This is a genomic window from Chloroflexota bacterium (genome assembly GCA_026713825.1).
Lineage (GTDB): Bacteria > Chloroflexota > Dehalococcoidia > Lucifugimonadales > UBA1127 > UBA1127.
Map to the genome: position 1 here is coordinate 12,634 of JAPONS010000080.1, position 14,252 is coordinate 26,885.

Genomic DNA, 14,252 nt, shown 5'->3' on the forward strand with positions numbered 1-14,252 from the left:
TGGCAGGAGGGGGCAAGTGTCAAGGGAATGTAGTAAGCGGAACAATGAACACCCTCAATACCCAAGAAATCACGCGACAGTTGCACGCTATGGCCTGGAGGTAAGAAGCAGACGGTGGGATTCCTCGATATCCAGTTCTACGTTGACCAGATTTGCCATTCCTTCCATTACGCGCAGGAGAAGAAGGAGATGGTCACGCAGCATGCGGAGGTTCTGCTTCTGGCGACCGGAATCATAATAGCTGGCGAAAACAAGATGATAGCCTACTTGTCCCTCTGGGGGTGGCAGTTGCTGCATTCCGGTCCCACTAGCATGGATAATCTTGCTGAGGATCCTATAGTTGTTCTTCCACGCTTCTTTGAATGGGAACGAGGGGTTTCTCTCCTGAAACCGCTCCAGCATTTCCTTTGAGATTCGGATTGATTGTTGATTCTTGAGCGCCTGTCTCGTTTCTTTGCATTCCGGGAGGTCGTACAACACGATAAGGTGCTCCAGCCCAATACGTTGAAGGGCCAAAGCTTGCTCGTAGTAGCCCAGCTCCGAAAGGAACTTGGCGCAGCGCAAGACCTTGAATATTCGAGAGGCTAGGTTCATCCCTTCTTCTACGAGGTCCAGTACCTCTTCAGCTTCCCGATTGCTTCCTACAGCATCAAAACCAATGGCCACCTTTCGCAGTGCACCAAATATGGCATCAAGGCCTTTATCCAATGCAGAAAACTCTTGTCGGTGTCTTTCGGCATTGAGTGACCAAGCCTCCAGTTCAATTTGTTGTAGAAGCGGTGTGATTGGCTCAGCCCCAAGTCGATCAAAGACACCTTGGGCTTCTTCGTATGAGTCAGGTTCAAGGAATAGGTCGATTGTCGGCATGCCGACCGCCTGCGCAATAGCCGAAAGCGTCTTGAACTTAGCTCTTTGCTCACCCTTTTCTAGCCGGACCAAGGTTACTCTGCCAATTCCAGCTGCTCGCGCGAGAGCTTGCTGAGTCAAACCGGAAGCCTTGCGGACTTGGCGAATTCGGCTACCTAGTGTCTGTCTTCCTAGCCAAGCCTGCGATTCGATGCGCTCTCGGTAAGAAGCATCGCAATAGTGCCGGGCAAAGTCCCAAGGAATCTCAGGGTATCGACCTTCAATTCCAACCAAGAAAAGCTCGAATGGATTGGGTAGCTCCAAGCCAATAATTGACTCAGGTCCCTTCACATCCTTGAGAGCTTCAAATGGGATTGTGCCATAGCAACCGTCCGCGAATCTCACCTGAATTCCATCAGGCATCAAGCTTGCAGAAGTCATCATTTGGTCGGCGTTTTTTAGTTCGATAGTGTCCATTAGCTACCTCTTGTGAATGGAGTACCATGTTCTGTTGATAAGGTCGGCATTTGTCAAGTACGCATCCATGATTCTCCCGGCCGTACCAGATGGCGGTTCTTCCATGAATTCCCCATCTCGCAGTCTGATTCGGCAAACGCTCAGGCCTCCAAAGAACACATGAACACGGGGCGGTTCATATAGGTTCTCTCTGGTGTTGATGACAAAACGCAAATTACCTTCTATGACTACGGTTGGCATGGAGAATCCTTGAACGGGGTGATGGTTAAGATTCTAGCATGCATTCAGAGTGTATCATTCAACGATACACAACACAATCCCAACACCCCCCATCCTTGACACCCCTTCCCACCCCTCCCCACAATGCGAGCGCCAATCCCAGCCACGCCATCCTGTCACCGGAGGCCCCGCGTGCCCGGTAAGTTCCGTGACCTGCGCGAGTACATCGCCTTCCTCGAAGGCCGCGGCGACCTGCGCCGCGTGTCGACGCCCGTCAGCGCACACCTCGAGATCACGGAGATCGCCGACCGCCTCGTCAAGTCCGGCGGGCCCGCCGTGCTCTTCGAGAACGTCGAGGGCCACGACATGCCCCTCCTCATCAACGCTTTCGGCACGATCCCCCGCGTTGCGTCCGCCCTCGGCGTCGAGCGCCTCGACGAGCTGACGGAGCGCGTCCGAGGGCTGCTCGGCATGGTGAAGGAGCCGCACCAGGGGCTCTTCGCCAAGCTCAAGGCCCTCGGCCAGCTTGCGCAGATCGCGTCCTACCAGCCGAAGACCGTCCGCTCCGCCCCATGCCAGGAGGTCTTCATTCCCGGCGAAGAGGTCGACCTGTCGACGCTCCCCGTGCTCACGTGCTGGCCCGGCGACGCCGGCCCCTTCATAACTCTGCCCCTCGTCGTCAGCCGAGACCCCTTCACCGGCGTCCGCAACATCGGCATCTACCGCATGCAAGTGTACGACCGCAACACCACCGGCATGCACTGGCAGACCCACAAGATTGGCGCGCACCACCAGCGGCTCGCGCAGGACAAGGGCATTGAGCGCATGGAGGTCGCAGTGGCCCTCGGAGGCGACCCCGCGACGATCTGGGCCGGGTCCGCGCCCCTGCCGCCCGACCTCGACGAATACCTCCTCGCCGGCTTCATCCGCGGCGAGGGCATCGAGCTCGTGAAGTGCAAGACCGTCGACCTCGAGGTGCCCGCCCACGCTGAGATTGTGCTGGAGGGCTACGTCGACCCGGCGGAGAGCCGCCCCGAGGGCCCCTTCGGCGACCACACGGGCTACTACTCGCCCGCCGAGGACTACCCCGTCTTCCACGTCACGGCTATGACGCGCCGCCGAGACCCCATCTACCCCACCTCCATGGTGGGCCGCCCGCCCACGGAGGACTTCTTCTTCGGCAAGGCCACGGAGCGCCTCTTCCTGCCCGCCATCCAGATGGTCCTGCCGGAGATCGTGGACATCAACATGCCCGCGGAGGGCATCTTCCACAACCTCATCATCGTATCCATCAAGAAGTCGTACCGCGGCCAGGCGCAGAAGGTCGCGCACGGCATGTGGGGCCTCGGCCTGCTCGCCCTCGCCAAGACCATCGTCATCGTCGACGCCGACGTCAACGTGCAGGACCTCTCGGAGGTCGCCTGGCGCGTCACCGCAAACCTCGACCCACAGCAGGACATCTTCTTCGCCAGCGGCCCCGTCGACGACCTCGACCACGCATCGAGCACCCCGCGAGTCGGCAGCAAGGTCGGCATCGACGCGACGGCCAAGGGCCCCCTCGATGGCCGCGAGCGCCCCTGGCCCGATGACATCGTCATGAGCGACGAGGTCAAGGCGCTCGTTGACGGCAAGTGGTCGTCGTACGGCATATAATTGAAGGTGCAGCCCCAAATCCTGACACACAACTAGTGGACACATGCAGAACGTAGCGCACGAAAACGCCGGGCCCCTCAGGAAGCTCAACTACGTCCTCGCGGCGGTGAAGTTCGAGCAGAGCCTCTTCGCGCTGCCCTTCGCCTACATCGGCATGCTCCTCGCCGCCGACGGTCTGCCCGAGCTCCAGCCGTTCATATGGGTCACACTCGCCATGGTCGGCGCGCGCAATGCCGGCATGGCCGTCAACCGCGTCTTCGACCGTAACATCGACGCCGTCAACCCGCGCACCGCCGACCGCCACCTGCCGCAGGGCCTCCTGCAGCCGTGGGAGCTCTCGATGCTGGCCGTCGCCGGGCTCGCCCTCTACTTCGTCGCCGCGTGGCAGCTCAACCCGCTCGCCCTCGCGCTTTCGCCGGTCGGCGCCCTCTTCGTCGTCGGCTACTCGACCGTCAAACGGTTCTCCTGGCTGACCCACTTCACCCTCGGCATGACGCTCGCCATCGCCCCGGCGGGCGGCTGGGTCGGCGTCACCGGCGAGCTCGCGTGGGAGGCCGTGCTGCTCTACGCCGTCGTCGCCACCTTCGCCAGCGGCTTCGACATCTTCAACACCGTCGGCGACATGGAGTTCGACCGAACCCACGGCATCAGGGCGCTGCCTGCCCGTTTCGGCATCCACGCCGCCTTCTGGGTCTCCCGCACCATGCACGTCCTGACCGCCTCCGCCCTGCTGGCTCTCGGCTTCTGGTTGGAGCTCGCGTGGCCCTACTTTATTGGCTGGGGCATTGCCGCCGTGCTGCTCGTGTACGAGCACATCGCCCTCAAGCCCGATGACATGTCCAAGCTCCGTTTCGTCTTTACGCAGGTCAACGCCGTCATCAGCCTCGCCGTGCTCGTCTTCACCTTCATCGCGGTCGTGGTCGTATGACCACGCACGACGCGCGCCCCGTCATCGTCGGCGTCACCGGCGCCAGCGGTGCCGTCATGGCGAAGGGCCTCGTCGACGCCCTCCTCCGCCGCGAGACCGACGTCGCGCTCGTCTGCTCCTCCGGCGGCCGTCTCGTCTGGGCCGAGGAGATGGACCGCAGCTACGCTGCGACGGTCGCCGGCTGGCAGGAGTCGCCCCACTTCACGGAGTACGCCATCGGCGACCTCCGCGCCCCCATCGCCAGCGGCTCATACCCCACGCGCGGCATGGCCGTCGTCCCCTGCAGCATGAACAGCCTCTCCGCCATCGCCCACGGCCGCTCCGACAACCTCCTCCTCCGCGCCGCCGATGTCTGCCTGAAGGAGCGCCGCACCCTCGTCATCACCCCCCGCGAGACGCCCCTCCACTCCGGCCACCTCGAGAACATGCTCCGCGCGAGCCAGCTCGGCGCAGTCGTCCTCCCGCCCGAGCCCCCCTTCTACCTCCGCCCGCACACCATCGACGAGGTGGTCGACTTCGTCGTCGACCGCGTCCTGGTGGCCCTCGGTGTCGAGGAGGCCCTGGAGGACGAGCACCAGTACCGCCCCGGCCGAGAGCGCGAGGGCTAGCCCATGTCCACCTTCCCCTGCCGCGTGACCGTCTCCTCCCCCGACTGGCACGACCAGCGCGACGTCAGGGCAACCGTTAACATCGACCTCGCCTTCTCCATGCTCCCCGGTAACCTCCTGCGCGGCCTCGGCCTCGCACCCGACAGGCAGGCCCACTTCCCCCTCCCCGGCGGCCGCCGCGAGCTCATGGACATCGGCGACGTCCGTCTCACCGTCGAGGGCTCCTCCGGCGTCACGCCCGTCGTCTTCGGCCCGGACGGCGCAGAGCCCCTGCTCGGCCGTGTCGCGCTAGCCTCGCTCAACCTCAAGGCCGACCCCACAACGCAGCGGCTCTTGCCCACCCACGGCTGGATGCCCACACGCCGCCCCATCCCCCCACGCTCCGGTTGACAACGCGCAGGCCGTCCAACGTACGTTGTTAGATGCGGGGACAAGCGCAAGCCCCCTGCTGCAACGGCATATATGCTAAAGTTGCTCTAGTCAATGTTCAGGAGGTCCCGCTTTGGGCACCTTTTACTGGCCGATGACTGTTTCTACAGTGACCGGCGAGGGTTCCCGCGAAATCGAAACTTTGGTGGACACTGGGGCGACCTACAGCATGGTTCCTGAGAATGTCCTCCGAGAAATCGGCATTGCGCCAATCCGCGCATCCTTTTTCCAATTGGCGGATGGCAGCCGTGAACGGATGCAGATGGGAAGAATGCTCGTCTCCATTGGCGGGCTTGCTGAAATCTGTCCGGTTGTCTTTGGCCCGGAGAATGCAAGACCGTTGATAGGGGCAGTCACGTTGGAGGCGTTGCTTCTGACGGTAGACCCCATCAAACGCAGACTGGTGTCCACTGACGGCCTCTTGCTGTGATATCGAGTCCCCCCACGCTCCGGTTGACAACGCGAATCCCCCCTAGCTATGCTACCGCCCGAAGCGACTGCATCCGTGGGTGTTGTGCGCGCACGACTCCCGGCAGCCGCGCAAATTGACTGGAGGACAACCATGATTCTGATCACAGGCGGCATGGGGTTCATTGGCCTGCACACGGCCCGCGCAATGCTCGACGCGGGCGAGGAAGAAGTGGTCATCACCTACTACCAGACCTGGCGAGAGCCCAGCTTCATCAAGGACGACTACGGCAGCCGCGTCCACGTCGAGAAGGTGGACGTGACCGACCGCGAGGGTCTCCTCGCCCTCGGCGAGAAGCACAACATCACCAGCATCTGCCACCTCGCCGTCACCGGCCTCGGCGCCTACGACGCCATCGGCGACATGCGCGTCAACCTGAACGGCCTGATGAACGTCATGGAGGCCGGCGTACAGTGGGGCGTCTCCCGGGTCTCCCTCGCCAGCTCCATCGCCATCTACTCCAGCGTCGCCGAGGGCCCGTTCAAGGAGGACATCGCCCTCCCCATCTACGGCACCGGCAACCCGACCGAGACCTACAAGAAGACCTTTGAGATTGTCGGCGGCCACGTCGGCGTCCGCTCCGGCATCGAGGTCGTCACCCTCCGCATCGGCGGCATCTGGGGCCCCCTCTACCACTCGATGGCCAACCTGCCGAGCCGCTTGGTGCACGCCGCCGTCAAGGGCGAGGAGCCCAACCTCGCCGCCGGCCGTGGCGGCGTCCCCTTCGCCGAGGACGAGGCCGACTTCTGCTACGTCAAGGACTGCGGCCTCGGCATCAGCATGGTCCACCGCGCCGAGTCGCTGCCCCACAAGACCTACAACATCAGCAGCGGCCGCACCCACCGCAACCAGGACCTCGTCGACGGCATCAAGGAAGTCATCCCCGACGCCAAGATCGAGCTCCAGCCCGGCAACGGCCCCAACGCCCGCAAGGACCCCTACGGCGACCCGTCGCAGATCAGGGCCGATGTCGGCTACGAACCGCAGTTCACCCTCTACACTGGCATCGCCGATTACATCGGCTGGCTCCGCGCCGGCAACGAGCGGTAGTCTCTACCAACCGCTCAACCGCGCAGCAAAAGGGAAGGGGCCGGAATGACCGGCCCCTTCCTCTTTCCTCGTCGTTCCCGCGGAGGCAGGAACCCTGACACTTCCCTGCCAACTCCTCCCCAGACCGTCGTTCCCGCGCAGGCGGAAACCTCATCCTTTGCCGACAACAGCTCCCCTACGCGCTGGCGTCCATCACCACCTTGATGATCTCGTCCTGGTACCCCTCGTACATCTCGTACGCCCTCGGCGCCTCCGAGAACGGTAGCCGATGCGTCACCAGCCACGACACGTCGAGCTGCCCGCTGTTCACCAGATCCACCGTCTCCCTGATGCAGCCCGTCGGGTCGTTCGTCGACGCGCTCACGTTGGGGATGATGATCGCCTGTCGTCGCATGAGCCCGACGTAGTCCAGCTCGACCTTCGGCTCCTCAGGCAGCCCGAACAGGGAAATGGTGCCGAACATCTTCACCAGCCCCTTGATCATCTCGACCGTCTCGATCTGGCCGGCGGCTTCGATGACCACGTCGGCGCCCTCGCCGTCCGTCAGCTCGCGCACAACCGCGATCGGGTCCTCGTTGTAGGAGTTAATCGTGTGCGTCGCCCCCAGCGACCGCGACTTCGCCAGCCGGTAGTCGTGGTGGTCGACGGCGATGACCTTCCCCGCGCCCATCTGCACGGCAAGCCGCGTGAAGGTCAGGCCGATGACGCCCTGCCCCAGCACCACAACCGACTGCCCGATGACGTTCGGCAGCCGCTTGGCCGCGTACAGCACCGTCCCCACGGGCTGGCACATCATGTAGGTGAACGGGTCCGCGCCCTCAGGTAGCGGAATGACCAGGTCCGGCGCCGAGAGCACGTACTGCGCGCCCATGCCGTAGTTGCCGCCGCGCCCGCCGCGTCCGATGTTCAGCGCGATGACCCGCGTCCCCGCCGGCACCTCCGCCGAGTCGCTCTCCTCCACGACGCCGACACATTCATGGCATGGCATGCACGGCGCAAGCGGGTAGTTTTCCTCCGGGAACGCATACCGGAACGAGCGCATGTCGCTGCCGCAGATGGAGAGCACCTCGCTGCGGATGAGCAGCTGCCCGCTCTCCCGCTGCGGCTCCGGCACGTCCACCATCCGCATGTGCCTGGGCCCGAAGACCTGTATCGCCTTCATCGTTCCTCCTCGTGCTTTTGGTTGCCCTCCGTTCGCCCTGGCACCGTTCTGGTTTCGTCGAAGGGCAATCTCCAATTCGTCATACCGGCGAATGCCGGTATCCAGAGCGCGCTTGCGTGCCTACAGCGCGGGCCTTTTTTCGTGCCAGCGGGCCTGCTGCTGGTAGGCGTGCCCCGCCTTCAGCGCCGTGTCCTCGCGGAACGGCGCAGCGGCAAGCTGCATGCCGATGGGCAGCCCGTCGGACGAGAACCCCACGGGCACCGACATCGACGGCAGCCCCGTCTCGTTGAACGGCGCCATCAGGCTGGGCGTCATCATCATGCCCAGCGGGTCGAAGTCCGCAAGCGACGCCGCCGGTTTCGGCATGACGGTCGCCGCGATCAAGTCCACGCTCCCGAGCGCCTCCGCAAACTCCCGGCGGAGCCGGCTCCGCGCCCGCTGCGCCTGCACGTAGTCGCCCGCCGTGTACACCGCGCCGAGGATGAACCGCGTCCGCACAATGTCGCCGTAGTTCTCCGGCTGCGAGAGCAGGTTCTTCCGGTGGTACGCGTGCGCCTCGCTGATCATGATCACGTTGTTGGCGATGCTCGCATACTGCAAACTCGGGATCTCGATGTCCCGCACCGTCGCCCCCAGCTCGCCCAGCGTGTCGATGGCCTTGTTCACCGCGTCGGCCACCTCCGGGTCGAGGGCCACGTCGTCGCTGAAGAAGTAGTGGCGCGGCACCCCGACGGTCAGCCCGCGCAGGTCGCCGCCCAGCGCCGCCGCGTAGTCCGGCACCGGCTCCGTGCTCGATGTCGGGTCCTTCGGGTCGTGCCCCGCAATGGCCTGCAGCATCAGCGCCGCGTCCTCCACCGTCCACGTCATCGGCCCGCAGTGGTCCAGCGACCAGCTCAGCGGCAGCACCCCGTACCGGCTGACACGCCCGTACGTCGGCTTCATGCCGACGATGCCGCACAGCGCCGCTGGCCCGCGGATCGACCCGCCCGTGTCCGACCCCAGCGTCCCCATCGCAAGTCCCGCCGCCATCGCCGCGCCGGAGCCACTGCTCGATCCGCCCGTCACGTGGTCCAGGTTCCACGGGTTGCACGCCTGGTCGAACAGGCTCGTCTTCGGCCCGCCCAGCGCGAACTCGTGCATCGCCAGCTTGCCAAGGGTGACCGCCCCGGCCTCGCGCAGCCGCACGATCGCGGTGCAGTCCTCCGTCGGCACCCGATGCTCCAGCACCTTCGACTGCCCCGTGGTGCGCACGCCCTCCGTGTCGTACAGGTCCTTGTAGGCGATGGGCACGCCGTGCATAGGCCCGCGGTACGCGCCCCGCGCGATCTCGTCCTCCGCCGTGCGCGCCTGCTGCAGCGCGGCCTCCGGCAGCAGCGTCACGTACGACTTGACCCTGTCGTCCAGCGCCTCGATGCGCTCCAGGTACGCCTGCGTCAACTCCACCGGCGACAGCTTGCGGTCGCGCAGCAATCCGCTCGCCTCCCCGATGCTCATGAAGCAAAGCTCGTCGCGTGTCATCTGCGCCATGGCTACGCCCCCTTCCACACCGGCGTGAAGCTACCGGCCACCTCTTCGTCGTCCAGGTCCGCCTCGTGGAGTCGCCGCAGCCGCTCCTTGTTCACGCGAAAGACCCTCAGCATCTCCTCCATCTCTTCGCCAGAGAAGCTGAACCCGGAGTGGGCCAGCAGCGCGAGCAGTTCTTCCCGGTCGTCGTCCGCCATAGTGCGCCTTCCTTCCACCCGTCCATAGCGACGCTACGGACAGGCAATTGCTGCGCCGTGATTCTACCACCATTGCCGTCGTCACGGGCATTGCGCGCCTCGCGCGCGTGTTGACACTGGCAACTGCGCGGCGTAGATTGAAGCGGTATCCCAACGAACAGAATCGTGGAGGGTGTAAATGCTGACGGCCAAAGACAACGCACTCTTGACCCAGGTGGGCCCCGGGACCCCCATGGGTGACCTCATGCGGGAGTTCTGGATCCCCGCGGTCCAGTCCATTGAGCTCCCGGAGCCCGACTGCCCGCCCGTCCGCATCAAGCTGCTGAGCGAGGAGTTGGTAGCCTTCCGCGACACCAACGGCGATGTCGGCATCCTCGACAACTACTGCCCGCACCGCCGCGCCAGCCTCTTCTTCGGCCGCAACGAGGAGTGCGGACTCCGCTGTGTCTACCACGGCTGGAAGTTCGACGTGAACGGCGAATGCGTCGACATGCCGTCCGAGCCCGCCGAGTCCAACTTCAAGGAAAAGGTCAAGATCAAGTCCTACCCCTGCCGCGAGCGCGGCGGCGTCATCTGGACCTACATGGGACCCCGCAAGGAGCTCCCGCCCCTCCCGGACCTCGAAGCCAACATGCTCCCCGAAGGCGAGTTTGCCGTCGCCACCGTCATGCGCAGCTGCAACTTCGTGCAGGCCCTCGAGGGCGATATCGACACCTCCCACCTCGGCTTCCTGCACCTCGGCGCCGTTGACCCCGGGAATGCGGCCCCCGGCTCCTTCGACTACTACACCGTCAACGTCCGCAACCCGCGCTACAAAATCATGGACACGGATTACGGCACCAGCTACGCCGCCTACCGTGACGCCTCGGAGGGCAACTACTACTGGCGCTTCGCTCACTTCTTGCTGCCCTTCTACTCGATGATCCCGACCGGTGTCCTCGGCATTCAGGTCCTCGCACGGGCGTGGGTGCCCATCGACGACGAGCACACCATGTTCTGGAACATGATTGTCCCCAGCACTCGACAGAGCAATTCGGCTGGCCAGGGTGGCTCCGCGCCGCCGCGCAAGGGCGTCAACATCGACGGCAAGAGCGGCGCATCCTCCTACATCCCCAACGGCACCGGCTGGTACGACCGCTGGAACCTGACCCAGAACGCGGACAACGACTACATGATCGACCGCGAGGCCCAGAAGACCGGCCAGAACTTCACCGGCATCGACGGCATTTACCTGCAGGACCAGGTGGTCACAGAGGCAATGGGCGCCGTCGTTGACCGCACCAGGGAGCACCTCGGCACCAGCGACACCATGGTCATCAAGACCCGGCGCCGCCTGATGAGCGCCGCCCGCGACCTGCAGGAGGGCATCGTCCCCAAGCCCGTCGACCACCCAGAGCTCTACGCCCTCCGCTCCGGCGGCGTCGTCCTCCCCAAGGAGACCGACTGGCTCGAGGGCACGTCCGAGCTCCGCAAGGCCTTCGTCAAGCACCCCGGCCTGTCGACTGTGCAATAGGCCAACACGACCCGGCAGTTTGGAAGGGCTCCTGCGCCGCAGGGGCCCTTCTACTTGGGAGTCCCTTCCCCCCTCAGGGGGAAGGTTAGAGCCTGCCCCGTACTTGATACGGGGATGGGGGTGACGCGCAGCCCCCGCGGGACTATCCTGTACCCGCGCCTCGGCGAGGGGCGAATCGGCGGCCCAGGAGGACCATGAAGTTCGGCGTTTTCCTGCTACTGCACTCACCCGACATGAAACCCGCGGCCGATGTCTACCGCAACGCCCTGGAGCAGGCACGGCTCGCGGACGAGCTCGGCTTCGATGCGGTCTGGCTCGCCGAGCACCACTTCTCCAGCTACGGCTACGGCCCCAACCCCCTGACCTTCGCCGTCAAGGTGGCGGAGCAGACCCGGCGCGTGCGCATCGGCACCGCCGTCGTCGTGCTCCCCCTCTACCACCCGCTCCGCCTCGCCGAGGACATCGCCCTCGCCGACCACCTCACTGAGGGCCGCCTCGACGTCGGCCTCGGCCGCGGTTACCAGCGCTACGAGTTCGAGCGCCTCGGCCTCGAGCTCAGCGAGAACCGCGCCATGTTCGACGAGGCTCTTGAGGTCATGCTGGCCGCGTGGACCCAGGACACCTCCAGCTACGAGGGCGCCCACTTCTCCTTCCCGGAGACCACCATCTTCCCGAGGCCCCTGCAGCAGCCGCACCCGCCGCTCTGGATCGCGGCCCAGTCGCCGGGCAGCATCGTCGACGCCGTGCAGCGCGGCTACAAGTGCATCACCGGCGGCTCCAGCGCCCCCTCCGACCGCGTCCTGCAGAGCTGGAACGTCTTCCGCGACGCCGTCAACGAGTCCGGCCTCGGCTGGCCGCAGGAGTTCGTCATCCAATCGCAGGTGCACGTCGGCGAGAATGATGCTGCCGCTCGCGCGCAGACCCAGAACGCCCTCTGGCACCTGCGCTCCGCCGGCGCCCTCCGCGCCAACACCCAGATCGTCCGCAACGGCCTCGCCGTGGAGCAGCCCCAGCCCAACGAGCCTCCGCCGGACCTGATGTACGACGAATGGGTCCTCTTCGGCGACTCCGACACCGTAGAGTTCAAGGTGCAGCGTCTCCTCAACAACACCGGCATCACCTATCTCAACTGCGTCTTCGCCATCGGCCGGCTGGAACACGGGGAAGTCATGAAGTCCATGGAGCGGTTCGCCCGGGACGTCATGCCCCAGTTCCGCGACAAGGTCGGCGTCTCCGGCGCCGTGGAAGCGCCCGTATAGCGCGAGAAAGGGGAACGTCATGGGCTTTGGAGCCCCGCATCTCCCGCAGCATGACCCGTTCAACCGCTCGAATATTGAGCGCAACATGCAGCAGTCGCCCGGTCACCGCGACCACGGCCTCGGCCATACGCTGCACGGGCTCAATCTCCTGGAAGTGGCGATCATCGCCGCGGTGCTCGTCGGCATAGCGCTGGCGGTCCTGTTCTTCGTCATGCTCTAGCCGAGTCGGCGCGAGAGGAGGTCCCCATGGGAGCCATAGGTAAGCCCCAGCGAAAGGTGGAGTACTGGCCCATCCGCACCCCCGTGCCCGAGCGCCGCTCGGCCCCTGCCGCACCCCCGGTGACACCCGCGCCAACAAGGGAGCCCGCGCCCGTGCGGTAGGCAATGAGGCATGATAAAGAGTGGAGGATCCAGCCTGGAACCAAGAGCAAGCATGAATCGCCCATCTCATCAAGAGCAAGGCAGAATCTCTCTCGCGCAAGCTGAGGAGGAGTTGGCGAAAGACGACCTGCGGCAGGCGTCAGAGAAGGGATGGGGAGCCGCGTCGCAGATGGTGAAGGCCGTGGCCGACGCCCGTGGCTGGGACCACAAGGGCCACGCACAGCTGTTCAAGGCAGTTGGATCGCTGGCCGGCGAGCATGACGACAAGGCGCTCAGGCGGCTGTTTTCTTCCTCAAATGACCTGCACATCAACTTCTACGACGGATACCTGAGCCAGCACGAGGTTTCTGTGCGCATGGAAGACGTCGCGCTGTTCGTGAGAAAAATGGACGCCATCCTCGCTGAAGCCTGACCCACTGCGGCCGGAGGCCACATTCGCATGGCTGAAGCATCCCCAATTGAGACCCGCCTCGGCTACGTGACGGCATGGCGCACGTGGCGCGTCTGGTCGTCGCCCGATAGCCTGTCGCTGCACAGCGTCGCCGCCGCGCCGTCGCTCGGGGAGTGGCAGCCCCTGCAACCGATGGAGGCCCGCTGCGGCTACCGTGAGATGCGCCCGCCCGCCTGCCAGTGCGAGTCCTGCCCCGGCGACGGCAACCACTGCGGCATCTACGCCTACCGCGAGGCCCCCAGCGCCGTCACCCACGCCATGGGCGTCGTCGGCCGCGTCGCGCTCTGGGGCACCGTCATCGAGCACGCCACCGGCTACCGCGGCCAGTTCGCCTACCCCATAGACTTCGCCTACGGCCACTGCACCTGGTGCCGCTCGCCGGAGAGACCCAAGCTGCTGCCCTTGGAGGAATCGGTGGTGCTGGCCCCGGAGCGCGGAGAGGGCTGGCTGGTGTGGGCGTGCTCCAAGCACGCGCAGGCAGCTCTGGCGAGAGCGCGCGCGCTTGAAACCGGAAAGGCGTCGATGGGATGGGCGCCGATGCCCGGCCTGGACGTGGCGCGTGCCATCGCGGAAGTCTACAGCGTCGAGGTGGCCGCGGGCGGCTAGGGCTGCCCAACCGCCCGCGTGGGCGCTTCCACGAACGCCACTCGCGGCGGCGTCACCAGGTCCGCGATGGTTGTCCGCTCGAGGATCGTGTTGATCGCGTCCTCCACCGTCTGCCAAACGTTCCGCTGGGCGCAGCAGTCGGACAGCGTGCAAGCGTTCTCGTCGTCGAGGCAACCCACAAGCGCGTTGGACTCGTCGAACGCGGACATGACCATGCTCAGATTGATGTCCTTGGGTTCCATCGCCAGCATGTGCCCGCCCAGGGGGCCTCGCAGCGTCGTAGTGAACCCGTGCTTGCTGAGCGTGTGGAGGATGTGGTTGAGGTAGGGCTCAGGCATCGCCATGGTCTTCGCGACCTGCGTGGCGTGCACCGGTCCCCTGCCCTTCTGCTGGGCAAGCGCAACAAGGGCCCTGACCGCGTAGTCCACCTTGATCGGAATGTGCATTGGCCCCTCCTTGCAGCGGGCGCCTTGTCCAATG

The 14,252-nt window shown here is 64.9% G+C and carries 17 protein-coding genes; 12 read left to right on the forward strand and 5 right to left on the reverse strand.

The features are described 5' to 3' along the window. Positions 1-87: 87 nt before the first annotated feature. Entirely contained in the window at positions 88-1,323 is a 1,236-nt protein-coding gene (locus tag OXC99_10110; GenBank protein ID MCY4625335.1) for a helix-turn-helix transcriptional regulator, read from the reverse strand. A gap of 363 nt (positions 1,324-1,686) precedes the next feature. On the opposite strand from OXC99_10110, the gene OXC99_10115 reads away from it, so the two are divergent. From OXC99_10115 to OXC99_10140, 6 genes are all read left to right on the forward strand, one after another. Then, positions 1,687-3,195 carry a menaquinone biosynthesis decarboxylase gene (locus tag OXC99_10115; GenBank protein MCY4625336.1) on the forward strand — a complete coding sequence of 503 codons (1,509 nt, stop codon included), beginning with the start codon at positions 1,687-1,689 and terminating at the stop codon, positions 3,193-3,195. Between the two features lie 43 nt (positions 3,196-3,238). Beyond that, positions 3,239-4,123: a putative 4-hydroxybenzoate polyprenyltransferase gene (gene ubiA, locus OXC99_10120; protein ID MCY4625337.1), complete on the forward strand. Its 885-nt coding sequence runs from the start codon at positions 3,239-3,241 to the stop codon at positions 4,121-4,123. Then, complete coding sequence (locus OXC99_10125) at positions 4,120-4,731, forward strand: UbiX family flavin prenyltransferase (GenBank protein ID MCY4625338.1); 612 nt, start codon at positions 4,120-4,122, stop codon at positions 4,729-4,731. The genes ubiA and OXC99_10125 overlap by 4 nt, the downstream gene beginning before the upstream one ends. A gap of 3 nt (positions 4,732-4,734) precedes the next feature. Continuing rightward, entirely contained in the window at positions 4,735-5,121 is a 387-nt protein-coding gene (locus OXC99_10130; GenBank protein ID MCY4625339.1) for a hypothetical protein, read from the forward strand. Positions 5,122-5,233: 112 nt separating this feature from the next. Beyond that, positions 5,234-5,590 carry a hypothetical protein gene (locus tag OXC99_10135; GenBank protein MCY4625340.1) on the forward strand — a complete coding sequence of 119 codons (357 nt, stop codon included), beginning with the start codon at positions 5,234-5,236 and terminating at the stop codon, positions 5,588-5,590. 132 nt (positions 5,591-5,722) lie between these two features. Next, positions 5,723-6,679, forward strand: a complete 957-nt coding sequence (locus OXC99_10140; protein ID MCY4625341.1) for an NAD(P)-dependent oxidoreductase — start codon at positions 5,723-5,725, stop codon at positions 6,677-6,679. 175 nt (positions 6,680-6,854) lie between these two features. On the opposite strand, the gene OXC99_10145 is transcribed toward OXC99_10140, so the two are convergent. The 3 genes from OXC99_10145 to OXC99_10155 all read right to left on the reverse strand — a co-directional run bounded on the left by OXC99_10145 (position 6,855) and on the right by OXC99_10155 (position 9,562). Then, positions 6,855-7,841: a zinc-binding dehydrogenase gene (locus tag OXC99_10145; GenBank protein ID MCY4625342.1), complete on the reverse strand. Its 987-nt coding sequence runs from the start codon at positions 7,839-7,841 to the stop codon at positions 6,855-6,857. Between the two features lie 120 nt (positions 7,842-7,961). Next, positions 7,962-9,368, reverse strand: a complete 1,407-nt coding sequence (locus tag OXC99_10150; protein ID MCY4625343.1) for an amidase — start codon at positions 9,366-9,368, stop codon at positions 7,962-7,964. 2 nt (positions 9,369-9,370) lie between these two features. Continuing rightward, positions 9,371-9,562: a hypothetical protein gene (locus OXC99_10155; protein MCY4625344.1), complete on the reverse strand. Its 192-nt coding sequence runs from the start codon at positions 9,560-9,562 to the stop codon at positions 9,371-9,373. 178 nt (positions 9,563-9,740) lie between these two features. Here OXC99_10155 and OXC99_10160 point away from each other — a divergent pair, with 178 nt between their 5' ends. The 6 genes from OXC99_10160 to OXC99_10185 all read left to right on the forward strand — a co-directional run bounded on the left by OXC99_10160 (position 9,741) and on the right by OXC99_10185 (position 13,772). Then, positions 9,741-11,075: a Rieske 2Fe-2S domain-containing protein gene (locus OXC99_10160; GenBank protein ID MCY4625345.1), complete on the forward strand. Its 1,335-nt coding sequence runs from the start codon at positions 9,741-9,743 to the stop codon at positions 11,073-11,075. A 194-nt stretch (positions 11,076-11,269) separates the two neighbouring features. Continuing rightward, the gene (locus tag OXC99_10165) at positions 11,270-12,334 is read left to right on the forward strand and encodes an LLM class flavin-dependent oxidoreductase (protein MCY4625346.1); all 1,065 of its coding nucleotides are present in this window, start codon (positions 11,270-11,272) and stop codon (positions 12,332-12,334) included. A gap of 19 nt (positions 12,335-12,353) precedes the next feature. Beyond that, entirely contained in the window at positions 12,354-12,554 is a 201-nt protein-coding gene (locus OXC99_10170) for a hypothetical protein (GenBank protein MCY4625347.1), read from the forward strand. Between the two features lie 26 nt (positions 12,555-12,580). Further along, positions 12,581-12,715, forward strand: coding sequence for a hypothetical protein (locus OXC99_10175; GenBank protein MCY4625348.1), 135 nt, complete (start codon positions 12,581-12,583; stop codon positions 12,713-12,715). Between the two features lie 52 nt (positions 12,716-12,767). Further along, the gene (locus tag OXC99_10180; GenBank protein ID MCY4625349.1) at positions 12,768-13,127 is read left to right on the forward strand and encodes a PaREP1 family protein; all 360 of its coding nucleotides are present in this window, start codon (positions 12,768-12,770) and stop codon (positions 13,125-13,127) included. A gap of 27 nt (positions 13,128-13,154) precedes the next feature. Then, positions 13,155-13,772, forward strand: a complete 618-nt coding sequence (locus OXC99_10185; GenBank protein MCY4625350.1) for a hypothetical protein — start codon at positions 13,155-13,157, stop codon at positions 13,770-13,772. On the opposite strand, the gene OXC99_10190 is transcribed toward OXC99_10185, so the two are convergent. After that, the gene (locus OXC99_10190; GenBank protein MCY4625351.1) at positions 13,769-14,218 is read right to left on the reverse strand and encodes an Rrf2 family transcriptional regulator; all 450 of its coding nucleotides are present in this window, start codon (positions 14,216-14,218) and stop codon (positions 13,769-13,771) included. The two genes, OXC99_10185 and OXC99_10190, sit on opposite strands and share 4 nt — an antisense overlap. Positions 14,219-14,252: the final 34 nt, after the last annotated feature.